Raw genomic sequence first — 25,053 nt, forward strand, 5'->3', positions numbered from 1 at the left:
TTTTGTTAATATAATTAAGTGTGTTTTTATGATGTGATTTTTATAAAAAATATGCTTGCTATTTAAGATAAAAGTGTATAAAAAAATAAATAAATTATCGAATTTTAGGAGATGATTAGCATGAAAATATTAATGGATACAGATAATAATAAGATGTCAATTGAAGAAAATGGAATCAATAAACAAATAGAGTTGTATTCTAAAGAAGCATTTGAAATAATATCAAATCAGTGGGTAAAAAGTAGGTTGGAATGAAAAATATACATATACATTTAGCTGGTTTGACAAGACCTATAATTCAATTGCCTGAAGATATGGTGAGGATTCAAGAGGTTATATATGATTTGAAACCTGACTGTATTATTGAAACAGGAGTAGCCCATGGAGGCTCTTTAGTGTATTATGCAAGTTTATGTAAAGCAATGGGAAAAGGAAGAGTTATTGGGGTAGATATTGAAATAAGACCTCATAATAGAAAAGCAATCGAGGAACATGAGCTATATCCATTAATAACATTAATAGAGGGAAATTCAACTAGTGACGAAGTTATTAATAATGTCAAAAATCTTATAAAGGAAGATGAGACAGTATTAGTTATATTAGATTCATGCCATACAGAAGAGCATGTTACTAGTGAATTAGAGTTATATTCTAAGTTTGTAACAAAGGAATCATACATTATTGTTCAAGATGGTATAATGAAAGACTTAGATGATGTTCCTAGAGGGAATATTTCTTGGAAAAAGGACAACCCTTCAGTAGCAGCTATCAACTTTTTGAAAAAACATAGTGATTTTATTTTAGAACAGCCAAACTGGAAGTTTAATGAGAGTAATTTAGATCAAAATATAACTGAATGGCCAAATGCATGGTTAAAAAGGAAATAGTTTTATTACAATAAAATTAAAGGAGATATAACAAACAAATGTAAAATTTTGATTCTATTGGGTGTATCTAATTAAGGAATTGAATTTTATAGAAAATAAGTACAATAAGAAATTATATGCTATAAAATTTTAATCATAATAGAAAAACTAAAATTATGAAAATATAAAACTATAAATCATTTAATTAGTTACATCTTATAGTATTAGATAGTTGAAAGGAAGTAATATTATGGATAATGTTAAATTTACTATATTGATACCAACTAGAAATAGAGCAGAAACTTTAAAGTATTGTTTGATGACATGTATAAATCAAAATTATGATAATTATGAAATAATAGTTTCAGATAACTGTAGTTCTGATAATACAAGGGAAGTTATAGAAAGTTTAAACTGTAATAAAATAAAGTATTATAAAACAAAAGAGCTATTACCAATGACTAAGAATTATCAATTTGCGTTAGAAAAAGTTAAAGGAGAATATGTTATATGTCTAGGAGATGATGATGGATTACATTTTCATGCACTAGAGTTATTAAATAAAGTAATAAAATTAGTAAAGGCACCAGTAATACACTGGGATTTAAACTATTATTCATGGCCAAATTATTTGCTCAACAATTTGGCAAATTATTTACAACTAAAAAAAATCAAAAAAAGTGAATTCTTTTGTGGGGAGGAAAAAATAAAGAAAGTTCTTAACTTTGAGGAAAGATATGATGTATTGCCAATGCTTTATATGAATTCTGCCATTAAAGTGGATTTTATAAGAGGAATAGAAAAAAAGAATGTAAAAGTATTTGATTCTTGTGCACCTGATGTATATTCTGGATTAGTAATTGCATATTATGCGAAATACTTTTTTTATTTGGGATTCCCTGTAAGCATTGCGGGATCAAGTAAAAAAAGCAATGGCATGGGAAGTATAACTTTAATAGAAGGAAATAGCGTTACTAAAGAATTTAGCATGCTAAACGAAAAATTCGGAATTAGATATTATTCTAGTTTTGATAAAATAAGATTTTCTGAAACATTAGCTGTTGAGGATTCAATGAATCATGCCCTGTCTAATTTCTTACCACGTAATAATAAATTCAATATAGATTATAAGGCTTTAATATCAAGGTTAGTAGAGGATGTCAGACACTGCTGTGGATATTATTCAGAGGATGGAGAAAAAATTTTTAAAGAAACGTTAACATATGTATATGATGTTATTAAAAGTAAATTTGATGATGATATAAAAGTATTTTTTGAGAACGAAATATTGAAAAAATTAAAGCCTATAGAATACTATGACTTTAACGAAAAGTTTTTTCCTGATTTTAACGATAAATACTTAGTTATAGATGCAAAAAACTTTGAAGCTACTAATATATTTGAAATAGCCAAGTTATCTGAAAATATATTAGGTTATAAACTTAGAGTAGATGAGTATGAAAAAAAATTGAAAAAGGTAATTAAAGCTGTAAATAAAATATGCACAAATAACAATATAGGTATTTATGGAGCAAATACTCATGGTAAGGTAGTGTTAAAACTAATAGAGTATATATGTGATATTAAAGATTATAATATTTATTTCTTTGATTCAGATAAAAACAAGTGGGGAACTAAGATTGAAGAATATACTATTAACAATCCCGAACTTATAAAAAAAATGAATATTGATAAGGTTGTAATTTGTAGTTATACATATCAAGAAGAAATATATAAAACTTTGAAAGAGTTGATAGACGATAGTAAAATCATGAAATTATATACAAGCGATGAAGAGTTCTATTTTGATATTTTAGTATGATAATATAAAAAATATTGTTAGACAAAGGGAAGGGGAAATGAAGGTGAACGAAATACCTAAAATAATACATTATTGTTGGTTTGGTGGAAATCCGAAAAACAGTATTATTGAAAAATGCATGAAATCATGGAAGAAATATTTACCTGATTATACTTTTGTAGAATGGAGTGAAAATAATTTTAATATTAATTCTGTTAAATTTGTAAAAGAAGCTTATAAAAATAAAAAATGGGCATTTGTTAGTGATTATGTGAGACTATATGCTTTATATAATCAGGGAGGAATATATCTAGATACGGATGTTGAGATAACGAATAATTTAGATAAATTTTTGAATGGTGGTTTTTTTGCCGGATTTGAAACAGAGGAATTTATAGGCACTGGAGTTATTGGTAGTAAACCCAAACACTCATTTTTAAGTAAGGTACTTAAATACTATGAAAATTTAAGCTTTGAGTATTTTAAAGATAAACTTGGTAGTATAGTAATACCTAAGATATTAACTGAAAATTTAATTAATGGATATGAATTAAAGAAGATTGATGGAGAACAAATACTAAAGGATGAAATATATATATATCCTAGAACTACTTTCTGTATAAAAAGTATACAAAAGGATAATTATGCTATACATCATTTTAATGGTTCATGGTTGCCAAATGAAGAGTTGAAAGATGAAAAAATGAAATACAAGAAGAATTATATTTTGTTATCAGAACTTACTAATGCTTATCTAAGTAATGAGAATTCATATGTAGAACAAATTAAAAAATTAAATTCAAATCATATGGCAATATACGGTATTGGTAATATAGGAAAAATGTTTTATAGTCAACTAAAAAATAATAATATTAAAGTAGAATTGTTTATAGATAATAATTCAATAACTAATATTTATGATGGAGTCAATATTGCTAAGTCTCATAAAAATGAAATTGAAAATATTGATTGTATAATTGTTACAGTAACATATGAATTTTATAAGATAAAAGAAAACTTAGAGAAAATAACTGGGGCGAAAATTGTTTCATTAGAAGAAATATTAGGAGTTAATGTATTGTTTTAACTAATAACTTATCTAATAGGGAGGTGCTTAATATGGATAAATGTAAAATCTCAATTGTTATGCCAGTGTATAATTCAAAGGAATATTTGAAAGAGGCAATTGAGAGCATATTAAATCAAACTTACAGAGATTTTCAATTTATAATTATAGATGATGGATCTACTGATGGTTCACTAGATTTAATTAATGAATATAAAGAGATGGATGATAGAATTGTAGTTATTTCAAGGGAAAATAAAGGACTTGTTTTTTCATTAAATGAAGGAATAAGTTTAGCAATAGGTAAATATATTGCTAGAATGGATTCAGATGATATATCAATCCATGATAGAATTGAAAAACAGTTTAATTTTCTAGAGGCAAATAGGGACATTGATATATTAGGTACAAACCTATATGTTTTTGGTAATGTAACAGAAAAACAAAAAGCTGCTTATTACGAAGAATTAGCTGCAAAATTTAATGATAATAATATAGAAGAAATATTTTTGACATCATGTGCAATATCACATCCATCAGTAATGTTTAAGAAAGAAGTATTTACAAAGTTGGGGGGATATAACGAAGAATATGATACTGCAGAAGACTATGATTTGTGGTTAAGAGCAATAAAAGGTGGATATAAAATATCAAGATTAGATGAGAGATTAGTTAGGTATAGAATTCATAATAAGTCTAAAACGGCTAGAGAATGGTCAAGTTATAAAACATTAAAGTTTAGCATGAAAGCAAAATTAAATTATATTAAAGATTTTAAGAATGATGATAAAGTTAACTATATAATCTGGGGTGCAGGAACAGCAGGAAAATTTGCAAAAGAGGTTGTTGATAAAGAGACAGATAATTTTAATTTTATGGGATTTGTTGATAAATTTAAAACAGGAGATTTGTGCGGATATAAAATATACAAGCCTGAAGAAATAGCTAAAATAAAAGCTGATTATATCTTCATAGCTACAGCACCAGGAAAAAAAGAAGCTAATGATTTTCTGATAAATATTGGATTGAAAAAAGTTGAAGATTATATAGATTTTGTAGTATAAAGGAAAAAGTTTATAGGGGGTGATAATTGTGAATAGTATAAGCGTTATTATGCCAGTATATAATTCAGAAAAATATTTAAGAAATGCTATTGAAAGTGTACTTAGTCAGACCTATAAAAACTTTGAATTTATAATAATCAACGATGGTTCTACCGATAATTCTATTAATATAATAAATGAATATGCTAAATTAGATGATAGAATTATTGTTGTTTCAAGGAAAAATAGAGGGCTGGTATATACATTAAACGAAGCGATAAATTTAGCAAAAGGTGAGTACATAGTAAGAATGGATGCGGATGATATTTGTATTCCTGAAAGATTAGAAAAGCAAATTAATTTCTTTAAAGAACATAAAGATATAGATATATTAGGTACTGAAGTCAAGACTTTTGGAGATGTGTCACCTGAGATAAAAATAAGAGATGAAAATAAATTAAATAGAACCTTTGATATAGGTAAGAGCAATAGAGAAACAATAATAAATTATTGGTATTGTTTGGCTCATCCATCTATAATGTTAAAAAAATCTATACTTAATAAATTAAAAGGATATAGAAACTTTAAATCAGAGGATCTTGATTTATGGTTAAGAGCAATAAAAGCAAAGCTAAATATATACAAGCTTAATGAAAAACTTATTTATTTTAGACTTCATGATGATTCCAAAACTAAGGTGGATAATAAGAATAATGAAGGACTAAAGGATGGAATTAAAATAAAGCTAATGGACGTTTTTGAAAATAAAATTGAAGATGATTTTAAATACATAATATGGGGTGCAAGTAATGGTGGTAAAACTACAAAGGAAGTTGTAGATAAATATTTTAAAAAGTCTAAATGTGTTGGATTTATCGATAAGTTTAAAGCTGGAGAATTTTTGAATAGAAGAATTTTTAGTCCAGAAAGTGTTGAGAATATTGAATTCGATTATGTTTTTATTGCGACAGAACCAGGAAAAGAAGAAGCTATTGGAAAGTTAAAAGAAATAGGTTTAAAAAGTATAGACGACTTTTTTTGCACCGTCTGATATTTTAAGAACAGGGGTAATAAAATGAAAAAGTTAGCAGTGGTAATTTGCAATTATAATAAAAAGGATTATGTACTGAAATGTATAGCTTCAGTTCTTAAATCCTCATATAAAGATTTGGATATTTATGTTATAGATAATGCATCTAATGATGAATCTATAGAAGCTATTAAAAATGAATTCTTAAGTAAAGTGAATTTGATTGAAAATAAGCAAAATTTGGGTGGATCTGGTGGCTTTAACACAGGAATAAAAGAAGCCTTAAAGCACCAATATAAATATATTATGCTTTTAGATAATGATGTTATTTTAGATAAAAATGCAATAGAAAATTCAGTTGATTATATAGAGAAGAATATAGATACTGCTGTAGTTGGTTCAAAGATATATTCAATGGATAATAAAAATAAGATTCAGGAAATGGGAGCAAAAATTGATTTTCAAAATTTTTATATAGAGCCACTATATAAAGGATATACTGATAGCGCTGATTTACCAGAAGTAGTTCAATGTGATTATGTTCCTGCATGTGCTATGTTAATAAGAGTTGAAGCTTTAAAAAAAGTTGGTATGATGGATGAAGGGAATTTTATATATTGGGACGATATTGACTTTGGATATAGGTTTAAAAAAGAAGGATATAAGGTTTCTGTTTATTCAAAATCAATAGTTTGGCATAAGATGGGCGTAGCTCAAAGAACAAATACTTTTGGAACATATTACTTTTGGCGTAATAGAATACATTTCTTTTCTAAATATATTGAAAAAAGCAAAGTTGAGAAATTTTCTTTGAAGTTATTTGATGAAGTTATGCAGGCAGTATATTCTTGTAATTATATTGGAAAATACAACAGTGCTAGAACAATACTTACAGCAGTAGATGATGCTGTGAACAATGTACGAAAAAAAGCAGATGAAGAAAAAATACTACATATTGAAAATATAGAGGATAGATTTTCTAATATAATTAAAAATAAGAAAGACATACTTATAGTAAATGATTTAAGTATAGAGATTTTGAGAAATGTTATAGAAAAACTCAAAAGCTTAAATTACAGAGGAAAATTAAATATAGCTGTAGAAAAAGATATAGATAAAATAAAAAATCAATTTAAAGAGTGTGATGTACAGAATTTAAAAAATACTAACTTGAGTAAGCATGAATTGGTAATTAAATTATGTAATCATATATTTGATGTAAGATATAAAATAGAAAATAATTTAGTTTATGTTGATAGATTTTTTAATGTAATAGAGTCTGAAAGAGATAAAGGTTATGTAGCTAACTATGATTATACATATAATTTAATGAAAAATACATGGTATCCTATATTAGAAAGTAAAATAAGAAAATTGAATAAAGAGTTAAGTTCGAAATAATATATAGGGGTTAAAAATTTTAAAGATACTAGTTATAGCGAAATTTGCTATAATTAGTATCTTTTTTTGTTATGTAAAAAATCTATAAAATAAAGTATAAATAAACAAATATATAGAACGATAATATATGTAAATGTCACATAAACAAGAAAAAAGTATAAAAAAATAGAAAAATGTTTATTATTGCTTGAAATATATTTTTAGAATTAATAAAGCATAGTTTGGGAAATAATATATTTATTGAGATAGTAGTTAAAGGAGGAATCGCAGTGAAAAAAGCTATTATAACTGGAATAACAGGACAGGATGGATCGTACTTAACAGAATTTTTACTAAAAAAAGGCTATGAAGTACATGGAATAATACGGCGTGCCAGTTCTTTTAATACGAAAAGAATAGATCATTTATTTGAAGATCCTAAAATAGGTAATAAGACACTGTTTCTTCATCATGGTGATTTGACAGATTCTAGTAATATAAACAGAATATTAGAGAAGGTACAGCCTGATGAGATATATAATTTAGCAGCTCAAAGTCATGTTCAAGTTTCTTTTGAGGTACCTGAGTATACAGTAGAAACTGATGCTGTTGGAACCTTAAGATTTTTAGATGCTATAAAGGAATCAGGAATCAAGTGTAAATTTTATCAAGCTTCTACCTCTGAGCTTTTCGGGGGAATGAAGGAAACAGCACCTCAAAATGAAAAAACTCCCTTTTATCCAAGAAGTCCATACGGAGCTGCAAAACTTTATGCCTACTGGATTACTGTGAACTATAGAGAAGCATATGGTATTTTCGCTTGCAATGGTATTCTTTTTAATCATGAATCGCCAAGGAGAGGAGAGACCTTTGTAACAAGGAAAATTACAAGAGCAATTGCAAGTATTGCAGATGGCAAACAGGATAAAGTTTCACTGGGAAATTTAAATGCTAAACGTGATTGGGGATATTCTGGGGACTACGTTGAAGCTATGTGGTTAATGCTTCAACAGGATAAACCACAGGATTATGTAATTGCAACAGGAGAGACTCATACAGTTCGTGAATTTGTAGAAAAAGCATTTAAGGTTATAGGAATGGAAATAGTTTGGAGAGGTACTGGAATAGATGAAATAGGAATTGATAAAGCTACAGGAAAAGTTCTTGTGGATATAAACCCAAGATATTTTAGACCAACCGAGGTTGAGGTGCTTTTAGGAGATGCTTCAAAAGCAGAAAGAGAGCTTGGCTGGAGGAGAAAAACTAGCTTCGATAAGCTTATTCGTATGATGGTAGCCGCTGATTTTAATGAAATATGCGGTATTAGCTTAGAAGAATACATAAAAAGAGAACAAACTTTTGAGGAGATGACATAAATTGAATAAAGCGAGCAAAATTTATGTTGCAGGACATAGAGGACTTGTAGGTTCTGCTATAGTTAGAAATTTAAAAGATAAAGGATATACAAATATAATTGGTAAAACACATAAAGAATTGGATTTGACTAATCAACTAGAAGTTAGAAAATTTTTTAAAGAAGAGAAGCCAGAGTATGTGTTTTTAGCCGCTGCTCGTGTTGGAGGAATAAATGCTAATAATACCTATCCAGCTGATTTTATATATGAAAATTTAGAAATACAAAACAACATTATAAAGACAGCTCATGATTTTAAAGTTAAAAAGCTTTTGTTTTTGGGAAGTTCATGTATATATCCTAAGGAATGTAAACAGCCAATAAAGGAAGAATATTTACTTTCAGGTTATCTTGAAAGTACAAATGAAGCTTATGCCATTGCAAAAATAGCAGGGCTAAAAATGTGTCAATTTTTCAAGAGGCAATATAAAGATAATTTTATAAGCTGTATGCCAACAAATTTATATGGACCTAATGATAATTTTAATTTACAAACCTCTCATGTTATGCCAGCGCTTATAAGAAAGTTTTATGAAGCTAAGGTTAAAAAGCTCCCTTTTGTAGAGGTTTGGGGAACGGGTAAACCATTAAGAGAATTTTTGCATGTGGATGATATGGCAGATGCCTGCACGTTTTTAATGGAAAATTATGAAGGAGAAGAACATGTTAATATTGGCACAGGAAAAGAAATAAGTATAAGTGATTTAGCTTATATGATTAAAGATATTATTTCATATGAAGGTGAAGTGAGATTTGACAAAGGTAAACCAGATGGAACAATGAGAAAGCTTCTTGAGGTTAAGAAACTTGAAGGTCTTGGGTGGAAATATAAGATTAAACTGGAACAGGGAATAAAAAACGTAGTTGAGTATATATTAAAGAACAATATACTTTCGTTATAGAGAGAGGATGATATAAATGTATTCAAAACCAAGAGTTATAGCAGAAGTAGGCTGTAATCATATGGGAGAGATGAATTTAGCAAAGGAGCTTATAAAGGTAAATGCTATTTTTTGCAAAGCAGATATTATCAAGTTTCAAAAAAGAAATCCCAAAGAAAGTCTTACAAAAGAACAATATTATGCACCTCATCCAAACCCTCAAAATTCATATGGAAAAACCTATGGGGAGCATAGAGAATTCTTAGAGTTCACAATAGATCAGCATAGGGAATTAAAAGAATTTTGTGAAGAGATGGGCACTGTTTACAGTTCATCAGTTTGGGATATGACCTCCACAAAAGAAATAGCATCCCTAAAGCCTAAAATGATAAAAATACCTTCTGCTTGTAATAATAATTATGAAATACTAAGGTGGTTATGTGACAATTATGGAGGTGAAATACATGTTTCATTAGGAATGACCACTAGAGAGGAAGAAGAAAAGCTTATAAAACTATTTGAAGATAGGGATAGAAATAAAGATTTAATTTTGTATAGCTGTACTTCAGGATATCCCGTACCTTTTGAAGATGTATGTCTTATGGAAATAAAAAGGCTCAAAAAATCCTATGGAGATATTGTAAAAGAAATTGGATTTTCAGGTCACCACAAAGGAATAGCTATTGATATAGCGGCTTATACCCTTGGAGCTGTAACAGTAGAAAGACACTTTACATTAGATAGAACCTTTAAAGGTACTGACCATGCAGCTTCATTAGAGCCAGATGGTATGAGAAAATTAGTTCGTAATTTAGATGCTGCTTACAAATCACTTACTTATAAAAAAGAAGAAATATTAGATATAGAGAAAGTTCAAAGGGATAAGCTAAAGTTTAAAGAAGGAGTAAGATGATTTCATGAAAGAAAGATATAAAAATGTTGCCTTTATACCAGTAAGAGGTGGAAGTACTTCTATAAAAAAAAAGAATATAAAACTTATAAATGGTAGACCTTTAGTATATTGGGTTTTAGATGCAGCAGCAGAGTGTAAGTACATAGATAAAATTTTTGTATCTACAGATAGCGATGAAATAAAAAGTACTGTTGAAGATTATAAAAATGAAAAAATTAAGGTTATTGATAGATCAAAGAAGGTATCCACAGACACAGCTAGTACAGAATCTACTATGTTTGAATTTGCCAAAGAATATGATTTTGAAAATATGGTTCTTATCCAAGCAACTTCACCATTACTTACATTTAAGAATTTAAATGATGGCTTTGAAAAATTTTTAAAAGAAGATATTGATAGTGTTATTTCTGTAGTTAGACAAAAGAGATTTATTTGGCAAGAAGAGAAAAACACGATTTTACCACAAAATTACGATCCTATGAACAGACCAAGAAGACAAGATTTTAATGGCTTTTTAATTGAAAATGGAGCTTTTTATATTACAAGTAGGGAAAGCTTTATGAAAGAAGGATGTAGAATATCAGGAAAAGTAGGAGCGGTTGAAATGCCGGAAGAATCCTATTATGAAATAGATGAGCCTTTGGATTGGATTATAGTAGAAAATCTATTAAAAATAAGAACTACTAAGAAAATAGGAAAAATAAAGGCTCTTTTTATGGATTGTGATGGCGTTCTTACAGATGGTGGAATGTATTATTCTGAAAATGGAGATGAACTTAAAAAGTTTAATACCAAGGATGGAATGGGAATTGAATTATTGAAAAACAAGGGAATTATAACTGGAATTATAACTGGGGAGAAACGAGAAATAGTTAGAAAACGATGTGAAAAACTTAAAATAGATGAGCTTCATATGGGAATTAAGGATAAATTAAGCGTTATTGATAGTTTAATTGAAAAGTATGAGCTTACTTATGAAGAAATTGCTTACATTGGTGATGATATAAATGATTTAGAAGTTATAAAAAAGGTTGGTTTTGGATGTGCTGTAAAAGATTCTATGGAAATTATAAAAAATGAAGCTGATTATATAACTAAACTTGATGGTGGAAAAGGTGCAGTTAGAGAGGTGGCGGAGGTTATTTTAAGAGAAAATTATGATTTATGATTATATAATAGATACTATATTTAGTAATTTGGAATTTTTAGAAAATAAAAAAGTTATTATTTTTGGAGCTGGAAATGCTGGAAAGTTCACTAAATATATTTTAAAAGGTTTATCAGTAGAGGTCATCTGCTTTATAGATAATGATAAGGGTAAAAAAGGCAAAAATATATTAGGTACTAGAATTGAAACTATAGAAATCTTAAAAGAAATGAATTGTGAATATATTATACTTATAGCTAGCACATACTATAAGGAAATTATTAAACAGTTAGATAGTATGGAATTTAATAAAGAAAAACATTACATAAATTTATTAGAAAAATTTGAGCCTAATGAAGAATATGGGTTTACAGTTGGAAAGCATACCTATGGATATGAGCAGTTTATGTATAAAGAAAACAATATAAAAAGTATAGGAGCCTTTTGTTCATTAGCTCCTAAAATAACAATAGCTAATTTTAATCATCCATTAAACTTTATATCAACTCATCCATTTTTGTATTTATCAAATAGAAGTTTTATTAAAGAAGATTTAGATGAGGTAGTTTCTAATGATGACAATAAAAAGATTGAAATAGGTAATGATGTTTGGATAGGAAGTAATGTAACTATTCTTCCAAATGTAAAGATAGGAAATGGAGCGGTTATTGGAGCGGGAGCAGTTGTGAATAAGGATATTCCTGATTATGCAGTAGCAGTTGGAGTTCCGACTAAAGTAATTAAGTATAGATTTAATAGAGAAGAAATTAAAATATTAAATGCTTCTAAATGGTGGGAATGGGAAGATAAGAAGATAAAAGAAAATGTACTTTTATTCAGAGATAAAAATGAATTCATTAGGAAGCTAAGAAATTCAATTGGTGGTGAAGAAAATGATAAGTAATAGATTTAAAGATGATGGAAAAGAAGTACTTAGTTTAAATAAGGTACAAAGTTTTATTAGGGATAATGTAAAAAAAGAGCTTGAAAAAGGCATATATAGCTGTGAAAGTGTTAAATGCATTTGTGGTAGTGAGGATTTTGAGATTTTAGCGAAAAAAGATAGGTACGGTTTGCCTGTAAGTACAGCTATTTGCAGAAAATGTGGTTTAATAATGACTAATCCTAGAATGACTCAGCAAAGTTATAATACTTTTTATGATACAGAATACAGAAAATTATACGTAGGGAAGGAGAGTCCTACGGAGGAATTTTTTAATGAACAGTTTAAAAGAGGGGGAATTATAGATGAGTATTTAAAGGTTAATGGTGTAAAAAACATAAAAAAGGTTTTAGAAATAGGTACAGGTGCAGGAGGAATTTTAAAAGCATTTAAAGATGATGGGTATGAGGTTTTAGGAGTGGATTTGGGCAAGGAGTATATTGAATTTGGAAAAACAAAGGGGATTAATTTAGTTAATTGTGAAGCTAGTGAACTATTAAAGGATTACGAAGGTGAATTTGATTTAATAATACTCAGCCATGTTATGGAGCATTTTTTGGATATAAATAGAGAGTTGAATATAATAAAAAAGCTACTAAAGAAAGCTGGAATTTTATATATTGAATTGCCAGGGGTTTTTAATATGCATTATTCCTATGACTGTGATTTTCTTAAATCGCTGCAAAATGCACATACATATTATTTCACATTGGGGACTTTAAAACAGGTTATGGAACTTAATGGTTTTTCATATCTCAATGGAGATGAATCTATTAAGAGTATATTTAAAGTTTCAGAAGATAAAATAGATAAGAGAATAATGAATTTTTATGAGGAAATAAAGGAATATCTTATGGATTTAGAAACAAATAGAGAAGAGTATTTAGAAGAATACAAAAAATTTCAAAGTACTCAAGCTGAGAAGGAAAGAAACTTTAAATTTAAAAAGGTTAAGGAGTTTTTAGAAAAGTATAGTGATAAAAGTGTAATGATATATGGAACTGGTAATCATACAAAACTTTTATTAGATGAGCTTAATTATAGTAATAAAATTTTAGGGCTTTTAGATAACAATAAATCACAGTTCAATACTGAACTTTATGGATATAAATTGATGGATATGGAAAAAATAGAGTCAAAGGTAGAGGCCATAATAATTTCTTCAGATGTATATCAAGAAATTATATATGAAAGAATAAAGCATTATCAAAAAAAGGGAATAGATATTATAAAAATATATTAAGTGTGAGGTTTTTATGTAATGTATTGTGATGAGTTTAATTTTAAATCCTTAGAGATTCTAAAAAATAAAATTAACAATAGTCCTGTTGTGTTTTTTGGTGCATCAAATCTTGGAATAACGACTTTAAAAGAATTTAAAAAAATAAAACTCCAGGTGGATTTTTTTTGTGATAATGATTCTAAAAAATGGGGAGAAGATTTTCAAGGTATTAAAATTATTTCAGTTAAAGAACTGTGGGAGATGCCAATAAATACTACTGTTATAATAACCAGCAGCTATACGGATGAGATATATAATCAAATTTCAAAGCCCCATAAATTTAATATTTTTTCTTTGAAGACTTTAGAAGTACTTTCTGAAGATGGAAGAGAGTATACACTTATTGAATATTATGATTTTAATGAAAACCAGAAACTTTTGAATAAAAATTTAGTTTATAAAAATAGTGAAATTAATAAAAGAGCTTTTTTATTAGCCACAGGACCAAGTATAAAGCTTGAAGATTTAAAAAAGCTTGAAGGTGAAGATTGCTATAGTGTTAGTAACTTTTTTTTACACAAGGATATAGAAGCAATTTGTCCTAAAATACATTTTTTTGCACCATATCATAAACCGCTAATATTAGAAAATTACATAGAATGGCTAAAGGTTTCGGATAGTAAACTACCTAAGACTACAAATATATGTATAGAAATAAGTAATAGAAGATTTGTAGAGGATTTTAAAATTTTTAAAGATAGAAAGGTCAATTATGTTAAATTTACAGATAAACCCATTAAAGAAGATGTTGATTTAACTTTGAATATCTTAGGGCCTCAAACCTCACCTATAATGGTTTTAGCTATGCTTATATATATGGGATATGAAAAAATATATTTGCTAGGCTGTGATCATACGGTTTTAAGAGACTATGGAAAAGTAACCCAAAACTTTTATGGAAAGAATGAAGATATGAGAAAAAACTCCACAGATAATAAGGCGTGGTTTGGAATAATTGAGTATCTTGAAGCTACAAAGAAAATGTTCCTTCAATATAAGTTTTATAAAGAAATGATAGCAAACAAAGGCATAAGTATAGTGAATTTATCAAGAGATTCTTGGCTTGATTTATTTCAATTTGATGTATTAGACAATGTAATTAAGAGGTGAAAAAGATGCTAAAAAATTGTTCACTTGAAGAATTTATAAATATTTTAAGCATTAATAAAAATAAAAAGCTTATTGTATTTGGAGCTTCTAAAATGGGAGAAACCGCACTAAAAATACTAAAACAAAGGAATATAGAAGTTAATTTTATTTTTGATAATGATTCTAATAAAAATAACAAATTTGTGGAAAATGTAAAAGTGGTAATGCCGCATAAAAATGAAGGAAGTAATTATATTATACTCATCACTAGTATGTATTACAATGAAATAGCTGAACAGCTTGTAGAACTAGGGTATTTAGAAAATGTGTTTTATATCAAAAACATTTGTAATTCTTATAATAAATTAGCGGATATTATTGAAAAAAATAGTTCTTATGCTCAGATAGATAGCAGTAGTGTGCTTATGGGAGATTTTGAAATTGTACGTGGTGAACTTGAAGAGAAGGTTCATTTGGTTATAGGTAAAAATTCACTGCTTTATTGCAAAATTTCTTATCAAAGAAATACTGGTTTAGTTGAAATAGGTGACAGAAGTTACATAGCTAGTAATACTAATCTAATTTGTGTAGATAAAATACATATTGGAAATGATGTTTTGATATCTTGGGATTGTACAATATACGACAATGATTCTCATGGCATTGAATTTAAATATAGAAAAAATGATGTACTTAACATGCTTGAAAGTCTTAGTACTACAGGAGAGGTAAATAGCAATAAACAGTGGAGGAATGTGAAAAGTAAACCAATTATTATAGAAGATAAGGTTTGGATTGGTTTTGGAGTTACTATTTTAAAGGGAGTTACTATAGGGGAAGGTGCTGTAATAGGTGCTAGGAGTGTTGTAACGGGTGATATACCACCATATACAATAGCAGCAGGAAATCCAGCGAGGGTAATAAAGTCAATTAATTAATTATGAAAGAGTGATTGTATGAATAAAGAGCCTTTAGTTACAGTAATAACACCATCATTTAATCAAGGAAAATATATAGAAGAAACAATAAAATCTGTTTTGAATCAAACCTATGATAATATTGAATATATTGTTATGGATGGTGGGTCAACAGATAATACTATAGAAATTTTAAGAAAATATGAAGGAAGAATAAAGTTTTTTTCAGAAAAAGACAAAGGGCAAACAGATGCAATTAATAAGGGCTTCAAAATGGCAAAAGGAGAAATAGTAGGGTGGATAAACTCTGATGATGTTTTAGAAAGTGAAGCAGTTAAATGGAGTGTAGATGAATTTGCTAAAAATGATAAGCTGGCTATAACGTATGGAAATATAATGTATATAGACGAAAATGGATTAGCAAAGACTGATGTAAAGCTTGAGAGAAAACCAATAATTACAAGAAATAAGTTGCTCCATAAAAATCCAGATATTATTCAACCAGGTAGCTTTTATTCTCATAAATTAGTTCAAAAAGTAGGCTATTTAGATGAAAAGTTAAATTATGTTATGGATTATGATCTTTTTATAAAACTACTTACCTTAGGGGATATAAAATTTATAGATAAGTTACTTGCTAAATTTAGATTGCATAATGAATCTAAAACTGTTTCTGAAAATCATAATTTTTCAAGGGAAATTTATGAGGTGATAAAAAAGTATAATATAGAACCTGAGGCTGTTTCAAATAGATATATGAAAGAAAAAGACTATAAATATTGGCACAATAAAATGGAAAAATTTATAGATAGGTTATTTGGGAAAAATACATCAGATAACATAGGCATATATGGAGCAGGAAGTCATACGAAATATTTACTTGAATTGTATAAGGAAATAAAAGGGGATATACACAGAAATATATTTATAATCGATTCAAATAATAATTTAAAGGGTAAAAAAATAATGGATTTCACCATATATACGCCAGAAGATATATCTCAATTAAAGCTTAATAACATTATTATTTCTAGTTTTACCTATCAAGAGGATATATATAATAAAGTTAAAATTTATAAAAACCATGGTGTAAAAATTACCAAAATATATGAAGAAGATGATAAGCCATTTTTTAATTAAAATATAGTACTAGTAGATTTAGGAAGTGATAATTATGAAAATACTGTACCTAGCAGATCAATTTTTGCCAGAGGCTTCAACAGGTACGACAAAGTTTATTTACAATGTAGTTAGTAATATTTTAAATAGAGGCATTGAAGCTTCATTAATAACCTATAGTTCATATCCAGATGAAGAATATAGTGAAAAGATAGATGATATTTTAGTTAAGAGATTTACATATAGAAAAATTAATGTTATTGCAATTAAGTGTTTAAATAAAAATGCTGATTTTGAATTTCAACTTCAAAATAGAAAGTTGTTTAATTTAAAGAAAATTATAATGGAAGAAAAGGCAGATATGGTTCATATTTGTCATCCAAGAAGAGTAGGTGGAATTATAGAATTGGTAAAAGAAATGAAAATACCATACATAATTACTCTTACGGATTGTTTTTTAATATGTCCAAAATTGTTTTTGATAAATAAGAAAAATGAGATCTGTTCAGGTGCAAATAGGGGAAAAGAATGTGAAAGACAGTGTGATGATTTAAAATTAAATTATAATAGTAGATATATTAAGGCTCAAGAAATATTGGAAAATGCAAAAATAATTATTACTCCATCTATATTTTTGAAAGAATTATATATAAGGGAATTTAAAGATATATCTATAAAAATAACTGTAATAAATCATGGTATGAAATTTGAAAATATTGATATAAACAACACAGTTTATGATAATAAAAGCAAAATAAATTTTGGATTTGCTAGCGCTGCATCGTATATAAAAGGTATTTTTGTACTTATAAGTGCTTTTAATAGACTTAAAAAAAATGAAAATATAAAGCTTAATATCTATGGTGGAGGAAATGAGGATTTATTAGCTATTTTGAATGAAAATTCCAATGTTAATATGTATGGTGAATATAGTAATGATAATATAAATGAAGTTTATAATTCCATGGATGTACTTATTTGTCCTTCAATATGCTATGAAAGTTATTCTTTTGTTATAAATGAAGCATTTCAGAGGAAAATTCCTGTTATAGCAAGTAATATAGGTGCTATGGCTGAATTTGTTAAGAGTGGAATAAATGGATTCACTTTTGATGTAGGGGATTCTGGGCAACTTTCAAGGTTAGTCAGGATGATATCCAATAATCCTAGAATTTTAAATTATTTAAAATCCAACATAAATATTTCTAATAGAAATATTTATAATGAAGTGAATTCATATATTGATATTTATAATAAAATAAATAATAAACAGCCAATTAAAATAGATAATCATATAGAATCAAAATATAGTTTTAAATACATACATGATGAATTTTTAGGTAAAAATATTGATAAAAGAATTCCTTTTGATATAAAAGAAGATTTTTATTATGCATTTGATATAAAGCTGAATTATTTAAGGAAAAAATTCAAAAATAAAAGAATAAATTATTTAATATGGGGAGCAAGTTATTCTGGTGAAATGACGGAAAAGCTTATTACAAATAAACTTAAAAACTTTTATTTAGTAGGTTATGTTGATAGGTTTAAAACAAGCATTATAGGGGAAACACCAATATACAATATAGAGCAAATTAAATATATAGATTTTAATTATGTATTTATATGTACGACACCTGGAAGAAAAGATGCTTGCGCTAAATTAAAAGAGCTTAACCTTAAGGTTTTAGAAAATTATTTATATGGGTATGGACAATAATTGAAGAGATGGTGATTAGATGGTTGAAAAACTTATATCTAGATTAAAAAACAAAAAACTTTTAAGCTTGGATGTATTTGATACACTTTTGTTTAGGGCCGTTAAAAATCCTTGTGAAATTTTTACAATTACAGCAAAAGAGCTTTTGAAAAATGAAAATTTGGATTTTGAATTGAGCGAAGAAGAGTTTAAAATTATGAGAATTGAAGCAGAAAAAAATGCTAGGATTAAAAAAAAGAAAATTTTAGATACAGATGAAGTGTTTTTAGAGGAAATTTACAACGAATTTCCTGATTCTATTATTAAAAACAAAAAAGAAGCTGTAAGGACAGAAGTAGAGATTGAAACAAAGTACTGTTATGTAAATTCAGAAATAATTAAATTAATAGATTATGCTTATGATAACAAAATAAATATAATTTTAACCTCAGACATGTACTTAAAAGAAGAAGATTTAAGATACATATTCTATAAAAATGAGTTTAGCTTAAAGAAAATAGATAATATATTTATGTCCAGTGAATACGGAGTATCTAAAAGAAATGAAGGACTATTTAAAATTATTTTTAATGAGTATAAGAACATTGAAAGAAATGAAATGTTACATATAGGCGATAATAGGATTTCGGATGTTACTGTTCCACATAAGTTAGGAATGGATTCGTTTTTTTATGATGTAGTTCATGAGAATGGAAACAAAGTATTTGAGTATGAAAAAATTTTATACAATTATCCACTTAAAGCTTTAGATTCACTTAGAAAATTAGCCTGCTATGATTTTAAACAAGATTATGAACTTCAAATAGGAATTTTAGTATTGGGACCATTTTTAACTGTGTACATAGATTGGGTAGTTAATAAGCTCCAGAAATATAATATTAAAGCTATATATCCACTTATGAGAGAAGGAACCTTATTAGCGAAGCTTTTAAAAAATGAAATTGAGAGGAGAAAACTAAAAATTAAAGTTAATCCAATATATGTTTCGAGAAAGTCAACCTACATTCCATCTATTTTAGAATACAATGAGGAAGAGGTAGAAAAACTATTTTTAACTAATTGGAAGCTTTGTGATTTGGCAAGAAACTTTAATTTAAACAGCCTTCTTGAAGTTTTTGGACAATTTTCAGAGGTTTATTTGAAAAAAGCTTCTGAGGTGAATTTTAAAGAAGGTTCTTTATACGATGCTTTAAAGAAATTTTTACTTAGTGAAGATATTAGAACTGAAGTTAATAAATATATTAGTAAAAAAAGAAAAGCACTTAATATGTATTTGAGACAAGAAATGGAGGGATTTGAGGAAGTAGCAACAATAGATGTGGGCTTTTCTGGAACAATTCAAAGTGCTATTGAAAATAGCTTAAAGGGTGAAAATATACAATTTAAACTTTATCATTTTTTGGCAATGTCAGATGAAAATGTGAAAAATAAATTGTTCGATAAGATAAATATATTAGGATTTTGTAGTTCATTTAAAGAAAATGAAGATTTAATAAAAAATATTAAGAGGAATACTTTTATTTTAGAACAGCTAATATTGGATTCAGTGGGAACAACATTAGATTATAAACTTACAGAAAATAAAGTTCTTCCAGTACTTAAAGATACTAATTTTAATATAAGTGAAAAAGAGAAGAAATGGTGGAAAGGCGTTATTATATTTCAAAAAAGGTGGATGGATTTAGTGAGTAAAAAGCCACTTTTGTGTAAGAATATAATAGAAAACAAAAGAGAAATATTACAAATAATTAGTAGATTGGTTAATATGCCTACCCCTGTAGAAGTAGAAGTCATAGGAAATCTAACCTTTGAAGATAAATTTGGACTTAATGTAGAAAGAAAAATCTGCACAGATAAAGATGTAGATTTAGTGAAAAAGTATGGTGAAGATTATATAGATAAAAATGGCTTTAAAGGATTTGATGAATTCAATATTCTTTGGTATGAGGGAGTTATAACGAAAGCAAATCCAAATTACTATGTAAAAAAGTATTTGGAAGATAAAAGTAATGATGAATATTTTAATGCAGCAAGAAAAGTTATTGAAAAAGTTAAAAATTATGGTCTGGATGAGGTTGTTGTATATGGAGCTGGAAAAGTAGGAGAAGCTGTAATAAAAGCGTGTTCATTTTATAGTGTTAAGATATTAAATATTGTAGATAGGAACGAAAGTCTTTGGGGAAAGAGTATAGAGGATATTAAGATAATATCTTTAAAGGATTCTTTAAAATTAGGATATAAAAATTATATTGTAGCTTCTTTTTCTTTTATAGAAGAAATTAGAAAGACCATATTAGATAAAGCAAAAGATATAGGTGAAAGTAATATAGAAATCTTTTATTTTAAGTAATAATTGTATAACTATAGTAAAAGGATGATTTTATGATTAAGGTAGGTATAATAATTTGTAATTATAATAAGAAAGAATATGTGCTAAAGTGTATAGATTCAGTTCTAAATTCATCGTATAAAGATTTTGATATATACTTAGTAGATAATGCCTCTACAGATGGTTCGGTTCAGGCAGTTAAAGAACGATTTTGTAACGAATTAAAAATTATTGAAAATGAGGAAAACATAGGTGGATCAGGCGGTTTTTATACAGGAATTAAATTTGTAATAAATAAAGGCTATAAGTATATATATCTTCTTGATAATGATGTAGTAATTCATGAAAATTCCCTCGAAAAGCTTGTTGACTATATGGAGAAAAATTTAAATGTGGGGGCTACTGGTTCCAAGATATATTATCTCGATAATCCCAAAGTAATACAGGAATTTGGATCTTTTGTTGATTGGGATGATTTTAATATGAAATTAATGAATAAAGGAAGTATTGATTTAGGTTTCAGTGATATGAAAAGTGATTATGTACCTGCTTGTTCAGCGCTTCTTAGAGTTGATGCGTTAAAAGAAGTTGGAAACATTGACAAAGAGTATTTTGTATACTGGGATGATATAGATTTATGCCATAGATTAAAACTTCAGGGATATGAAATTTGGGCTATTAACGATTCAAAGGTGTGGCATAAAGGAGGGGGAAATGTAAGGCGTAATACTTTTGGTACCTACTATTTTTGGAGAAATAGAATACATTTTTTTATAAAGTATAGCGAAGAAAGTAAAATAGAAAAGGTTGCAGCTAAACTTTTTGATGATATTTTTGATGCGGTATATGCATGTAATTATGTGGGAAAATACAATAGTGCAAAAACTATAAGCTTAGCTTTAGAAGATGCAATTCATAATGTAAGAGGAAAAGTTAGCGATGATAAGATATTTAAGGTCGAGAAAATTGAAGATAGGCTTAAAGAGATATTAAGAGGAAAAAAGTCTATAACCATTATAAGTTATAATAATGTAGATATACTTATGAATGTTATAAATAAAATTAAAACTATTAATAATAAAGTAGAATTGAGAATACTTTCCAATAACAAACTTGATATTGAACGATTCAAAGAATGCAAAATTTTAAAATCAAATGACTATAAATCAAAAGAGAGTGAAATAGTAATCAAACTATGTAATCATATATTTGATATGAGAAATGAACTTTGCAATAATATAATCTATATTGATGGATATTTTAATACTATAATTACACAGGAAGATAGAAAATATATAGAAAATTATGAAAATATATATTGTATGATGAAAAATATATGGTATCCTAATTTAGTAGATGGTATGAGAAGACTTAATAAGAAATTAAATAATTAAATTGATATTAGGAAGTGTTGTATTATATATGATGTAATATGATACTTCCTTTTTAAAAATGGTAAAGGTTTCATTATGATGCAACATAAATAAGTATTAGTATTAATTTTTATTTTACTTATACGATAAAATAATATAGTATATTTAATAGCAGGAGGGAGCATATGAAAACTCCATTAGTAAGTATTGTAACTATTTGTTGGAATAGAAAAGCTGAAATATGCGAGAGTCTTTACAATATAAAAAAAATAGATTATGAATCTTTAGAAATTATAGTTGTAGATAATGCATCTACTGATGGAACTATAGAAAAGATAGAAAAAGATTTTAAAGAAGTAAAACTCGTAAAAATGACTAAAAATTTGGGGATAGAAGCATATAATGTGGGCTTTAAAGAAGCAAAAGGAGAGTATATAGTAATTCTTGACGATGATTCCTTTCCAGAAAAAAATTCTATTAAAAGAATGGTGGAAAAATTTCAAAAAGATGATGAACTTGGTATGGTAGCTTTTGATGTTAGAAATTACTATAATTATGATGAAGTTAAAAAAATGAATTTAGAGGAAAATTTTGATGGCGAAGCAGCGGAAGCTGATGATTATATCATGGCATTTAATGGGGCAGGAGCAGGAGTTAGAACAAATGTACTCAAAGAAGCTGGTTTTTATCCAGAAGAATTCTTTTTATATTGGAATGAACAAGATACTGCTTTTAGGATATTAGATATGGGTTATAAGATAAAGTTTTTTGCCGATGTTATAGCATATCATAAATATTCACCACAAAACAGAACATCCCTAAGGGCACCTTTTTATTATACACGAAATGCCTTTTTTCTTGTGTGGAAGAATTATTCTACAAAATTTGCTTTAAAAAAGACTATGGAGCTTATATATAGTTGTTTCTATTTTTCAATGGAACAAAAGACTAGTATATATTTAAAGGCCATGTGGAATGCTTTTATCAATTTTAATAAAATAAAGGGAAAAAGAAAAGTTGTTAATAAATACATTGAGGAAAATTTAAGGATTCCACTTAATGTTTCATTTACGTTTTATAAATAACTTTAAGTAAAGAAGGTACAGTATGAAAAAATTACTTATAGTTCGCTCAGCGAGTTTTCAGCAATTGGATTTAAATTTAAAGGCTATAGAAGAAAAATATAAAGGATACGAAATAAGTATGTTAACTCATGAACATGGAGTGAAATTAGCCGAAAAGTATAATGATATAAAAAATATATATGTGTATCGTTATAAAGAATCTTTTAAAAAAGGAAATAGTGTGAAAGAGATTGAAAATATAAAATTTGATGTTATAATTGTTCCAGTCACTAATATATCGGGTGCAGGTTTTTTTAATGTTTTTAAATATGCACTGTCCATTAATGGTGATAAAATTGTAATGTGTAATGTTGTTTCTGAATTAAAGGATGTAAGTGTGTCTTCATTATATGTTATGAGAATATCAAATTTTATATTTAGGATAGTAGCGTTTCTTATTACAGGGGTTTTAGGAGTTATATTAACACCAGTTTTGCTTTGGAAATTTAAATCAGTTAGAAAAAAATAAAGATATAAATAAATTTGTAGGAGGAAACTATGTTCGATTATTTAATAGTTGGTTGTGGATTTTCTGGTGCTGTTTCAGCAAGGCTTTTGGCAGAGGAAGGAAAAAAAGTTTTAGTTGTGGATAAGAGAAATCATATAGGTGGAAATTCTTATGATTATTATGATAAAAAAGGAATACTAGTACATAAATATGGGCCTCACATTTTCCATACTAATAGTAAAAAAGTATGGGAATTCTTATCTAGATTTACTAAGTGGTATCTTTATCAGCATAAAGTATTATCATATGTTGATGGAAAACTTGTACCAATGCCTATAAATGTAGACACTGTAAATGAACTTTATGGTACAAATTATACAAGTGATACTATTATTGATTTTTTCGATAAAGTAAGGAACAAGAATATTGAAGTGAATAATGCTAAAGATATGGTAATTACCAAAGTAGGAGAGGAACTTTATAAAAAATTCTTTGAAGGATATACTAAAAAACAGTGGGGAATTATGCCTGAAGAACTTGAAAAGGAAGTTACTGCAAGAATACCTATAAGAACTAATAGAGATGACAGATATTTTACTAATGTATATCAGGGGCTTCCACTCTATGGATACACAAATATGTTTGAAAATATGTTAGAGCATGAAAATATACATATAATGCTTAACTCTGACTATAGATTTATAAAAAATGAAATTAGTTATAAAAATTTGATTTATACTGGCTGTGCAGATGAGTTTTTTGATTATAAATTTGGTAAACTTCCGTATAGATCAATAAACTTTGAGTTTGAAACTTTAAATGAAGAATGTTATCAAAGAGTTGGAACAATAAATTATCCAAATGATTATGATTTTACTAGAATAACAGAATTTAAATACTTAACAGGTCAAAAGTCTTTAAGTACGACTATAGTAAGGGAGTATTCCTCCGCTGAAGGTGAACCATATTATCCAGTGCCACGAAAGGAAAATGAAAAACTTTATCTTAAATATAAAAAAGAGTCAGAAGCTTTAGAAAATGTTTATTTCTTAGGAAGACTTGGACAGTACAGATATATGAATATGGATGTAGTAGTAGATGAGGCTATAAAGCTTGTTGACAGAATAAAAGAAAAAAATTAAAGTGGGAATTTCCTGCTTTTTTTAAA

General features: G+C 27.3%; 21 protein-coding genes and 2 pseudogenes. All 23 read left to right on the forward strand.

Translation table 11 applies throughout. The annotated features are described in order from the left end of the window. The first annotated feature begins 120 nt into the window (after window positions 1–120). Window positions 121–255, forward strand: a complete 135-nt coding sequence (locus tag CLFE_RS24250) for a hypothetical protein (RefSeq protein ID WP_284738953.1) — start codon at window positions 121–123, stop codon at window positions 253–255. Next, window positions 252–887 carry a cephalosporin hydroxylase family protein gene (locus tag CLFE_RS10185; protein ID WP_242951567.1) on the forward strand — a complete coding sequence of 212 codons (636 nt, stop codon included), beginning with the start codon at window positions 252–254 and terminating at the stop codon, window positions 885–887. Before CLFE_RS24250 ends, CLFE_RS10185 begins: the two co-directional genes overlap by 4 nt. Window positions 888–1,116: 229 nt before the next feature. Then, complete coding sequence (locus tag CLFE_RS10190; RefSeq protein WP_077892704.1) at window positions 1,117–2,688, forward strand: glycosyltransferase family 2 protein; 1,572 nt, start codon at window positions 1,117–1,119, stop codon at window positions 2,686–2,688. A gap of 43 nt (window positions 2,689–2,731) precedes the next feature. Continuing rightward, window positions 2,732–3,754, forward strand: coding sequence for a glycosyltransferase family 32 protein (locus tag CLFE_RS10195; RefSeq protein WP_207651356.1), 1,023 nt, complete (start codon window positions 2,732–2,734; stop codon window positions 3,752–3,754). Between the two features lie 32 nt (window positions 3,755–3,786). Continuing rightward, the gene (locus CLFE_RS10200) at window positions 3,787–4,797 is read left to right on the forward strand and encodes a glycosyltransferase (RefSeq protein ID WP_077892702.1); all 1,011 of its coding nucleotides are present in this window, start codon (window positions 3,787–3,789) and stop codon (window positions 4,795–4,797) included. Between the two features lie 28 nt (window positions 4,798–4,825). Beyond that, window positions 4,826–5,827, forward strand: a complete 1,002-nt coding sequence (locus tag CLFE_RS10205; protein ID WP_139356089.1) for a glycosyltransferase — start codon at window positions 4,826–4,828, stop codon at window positions 5,825–5,827. A 24-nt stretch (window positions 5,828–5,851) separates the two neighbouring features. Next, a complete protein-coding gene (locus CLFE_RS10210) occupies window positions 5,852–7,207 on the forward strand; it encodes a glycosyltransferase family 2 protein (protein ID WP_077892701.1) in 1,356 nt (451 codons plus the stop codon). Window positions 7,208–7,476: 269 nt separating this feature from the next. Further along, entirely contained in the window at window positions 7,477–8,562 is a 1,086-nt protein-coding gene (gmd, locus tag CLFE_RS10215) for a GDP-mannose 4,6-dehydratase (protein WP_077892700.1), read from the forward strand. Between the two features lies 1 nt (window position 8,563). After that, the gene (locus CLFE_RS10220; RefSeq protein WP_077892699.1) at window positions 8,564–9,502 is read left to right on the forward strand and encodes a GDP-L-fucose synthase family protein; all 939 of its coding nucleotides are present in this window, start codon (window positions 8,564–8,566) and stop codon (window positions 9,500–9,502) included. A 16-nt stretch (window positions 9,503–9,518) separates the two neighbouring features. After that, window positions 9,519–10,394: an N-acetylneuraminate synthase family protein gene (locus tag CLFE_RS10225; protein WP_077892698.1), complete on the forward strand. Its 876-nt coding sequence runs from the start codon at window positions 9,519–9,521 to the stop codon at window positions 10,392–10,394. A 4-nt stretch (window positions 10,395–10,398) separates the two neighbouring features. Next, window positions 10,399–11,562, forward strand: coding sequence for an N-acylneuraminate cytidylyltransferase (locus tag CLFE_RS10230; RefSeq protein WP_077892697.1), 1,164 nt, complete (start codon window positions 10,399–10,401; stop codon window positions 11,560–11,562). Further along, window positions 11,552–12,445 carry a CatB-related O-acetyltransferase gene (locus CLFE_RS24255; RefSeq protein ID WP_284738954.1) on the forward strand — a complete coding sequence of 298 codons (894 nt, stop codon included), beginning with the start codon at window positions 11,552–11,554 and terminating at the stop codon, window positions 12,443–12,445. The genes CLFE_RS10230 and CLFE_RS24255 overlap by 11 nt, the downstream gene beginning before the upstream one ends. Next, window positions 12,435–13,727 carry a class I SAM-dependent methyltransferase gene (locus CLFE_RS10240; RefSeq protein WP_077892696.1) on the forward strand — a complete coding sequence of 431 codons (1,293 nt, stop codon included), beginning with the start codon at window positions 12,435–12,437 and terminating at the stop codon, window positions 13,725–13,727. Before CLFE_RS24255 ends, CLFE_RS10240 begins: the two co-directional genes overlap by 11 nt. An 18-nt stretch (window positions 13,728–13,745) precedes the next feature. Next, the gene (locus tag CLFE_RS10245; protein WP_077892695.1) at window positions 13,746–14,876 is read left to right on the forward strand and encodes a hypothetical protein; all 1,131 of its coding nucleotides are present in this window, start codon (window positions 13,746–13,748) and stop codon (window positions 14,874–14,876) included. Window positions 14,877–14,968: 92 nt separating this feature from the next. After that, window positions 14,969–15,118, forward strand: a pseudogene (locus CLFE_RS24545) (hypothetical protein); the annotation flags it as partial. Window positions 15,119–15,643: 525 nt separating this feature from the next. After that, a pseudogene (locus tag CLFE_RS24480) lies at window positions 15,644–15,793 on the forward strand (acetyltransferase); the annotation flags it as partial. A gap of 18 nt (window positions 15,794–15,811) precedes the next feature. Further along, on the forward strand, window positions 15,812–16,912 hold the full coding sequence (locus tag CLFE_RS10255; RefSeq protein ID WP_077892693.1) for a glycosyltransferase family 2 protein: 1,101 nt from the start codon (window positions 15,812–15,814) through the stop codon (window positions 16,910–16,912). Window positions 16,913–16,946: 34 nt separating this feature from the next. Next, window positions 16,947–18,611, forward strand: coding sequence for a glycosyltransferase (locus tag CLFE_RS10260; RefSeq protein ID WP_077892692.1), 1,665 nt, complete (start codon window positions 16,947–16,949; stop codon window positions 18,609–18,611). A gap of 19 nt (window positions 18,612–18,630) precedes the next feature. Beyond that, a complete protein-coding gene (locus tag CLFE_RS10265) occupies window positions 18,631–20,961 on the forward strand; it encodes a hypothetical protein (protein ID WP_077892691.1) in 2,331 nt (776 codons plus the stop codon). Window positions 20,962–20,993: 32 nt separating this feature from the next. Then, window positions 20,994–22,334 (forward strand): glycosyltransferase family 2 protein, encoded by a 1,341-nt coding sequence (locus CLFE_RS10270; protein WP_077892690.1) that lies wholly within the window; start codon window positions 20,994–20,996, stop codon window positions 22,332–22,334. 164 nt (window positions 22,335–22,498) lie between these two features. Next, on the forward strand, window positions 22,499–23,398 hold the full coding sequence (locus CLFE_RS10275) for a glycosyltransferase family 2 protein (RefSeq protein ID WP_077832681.1): 900 nt from the start codon (window positions 22,499–22,501) through the stop codon (window positions 23,396–23,398). 22 nt (window positions 23,399–23,420) lie between these two features. Further along, window positions 23,421–23,906, forward strand: a complete 486-nt coding sequence (locus CLFE_RS10280) for a hypothetical protein (protein ID WP_077832682.1) — start codon at window positions 23,421–23,423, stop codon at window positions 23,904–23,906. 29 nt (window positions 23,907–23,935) lie between these two features. After that, on the forward strand, window positions 23,936–25,027 hold the full coding sequence (gene glf / locus CLFE_RS10285) for a UDP-galactopyranose mutase (protein WP_077851673.1): 1,092 nt from the start codon (window positions 23,936–23,938) through the stop codon (window positions 25,025–25,027). Window positions 25,028–25,053: the final 26 nt, after the last annotated feature.

The sequence above is a fragment of the Clostridium felsineum DSM 794 genome, assembly GCF_002006355.2.
Classification (GTDB): Bacteria; Bacillota; Clostridia; order Clostridiales; family Clostridiaceae; genus Clostridium_S; species Clostridium_S felsineum.

Coding starts and splice junctions, on each gene's coding strand:
- CLFE_RS10255 (WP_077892693.1), top strand. CDS start 15,812: ATGAATAAAGAGCCTTTAGTTACAGTAATAACACCATCATTTAATCAA.
- CLFE_RS10260 (WP_077892692.1), top strand. CDS start 16,947: ATGAAAATACTGTACCTAGCAGATCAATTTTTGCCAGAGGCTTCAACA.
- CLFE_RS10200 (WP_077892702.1), top strand. CDS start 3,787: ATGGATAAATGTAAAATCTCAATTGTTATGCCAGTGTATAATTCAAAG.
- CLFE_RS10280 (WP_077832682.1), top strand. CDS start 23,421: ATGAAAAAATTACTTATAGTTCGCTCAGCGAGTTTTCAGCAATTGGAT.
- CLFE_RS10265 (WP_077892691.1), top strand. CDS start 18,631: ATGGTTGAAAAACTTATATCTAGATTAAAAAACAAAAAACTTTTAAGC.
- CLFE_RS10230 (WP_077892697.1), top strand. CDS start 10,399: ATGAAAGAAAGATATAAAAATGTTGCCTTTATACCAGTAAGAGGTGGA.
- CLFE_RS10275 (WP_077832681.1), top strand. CDS start 22,499: ATGAAAACTCCATTAGTAAGTATTGTAACTATTTGTTGGAATAGAAAA.
- CLFE_RS10225 (WP_077892698.1), top strand. CDS start 9,519: ATGTATTCAAAACCAAGAGTTATAGCAGAAGTAGGCTGTAATCATATG.
- CLFE_RS10245 (WP_077892695.1), top strand. CDS start 13,746: ATGTATTGTGATGAGTTTAATTTTAAATCCTTAGAGATTCTAAAAAAT.
- glf (WP_077851673.1), top strand. CDS start 23,936: ATGTTCGATTATTTAATAGTTGGTTGTGGATTTTCTGGTGCTGTTTCA.
- CLFE_RS10270 (WP_077892690.1), top strand. CDS start 20,994: ATGATTAAGGTAGGTATAATAATTTGTAATTATAATAAGAAAGAATAT.
- CLFE_RS24250 (WP_284738953.1), top strand. CDS start 121: ATGAAAATATTAATGGATACAGATAATAATAAGATGTCAATTGAAGAA.
- CLFE_RS10190 (WP_077892704.1), top strand. CDS start 1,117: ATGGATAATGTTAAATTTACTATATTGATACCAACTAGAAATAGAGCA.
- CLFE_RS10210 (WP_077892701.1), top strand. CDS start 5,852: ATGAAAAAGTTAGCAGTGGTAATTTGCAATTATAATAAAAAGGATTAT.
- CLFE_RS24255 (WP_284738954.1), top strand. CDS start 11,552: ATGATTTATGATTATATAATAGATACTATATTTAGTAATTTGGAATTT.
- CLFE_RS10185 (WP_242951567.1), top strand. CDS start 252: ATGAAAAATATACATATACATTTAGCTGGTTTGACAAGACCTATAATT.
- CLFE_RS10240 (WP_077892696.1), top strand. CDS start 12,435: ATGATAAGTAATAGATTTAAAGATGATGGAAAAGAAGTACTTAGTTTA.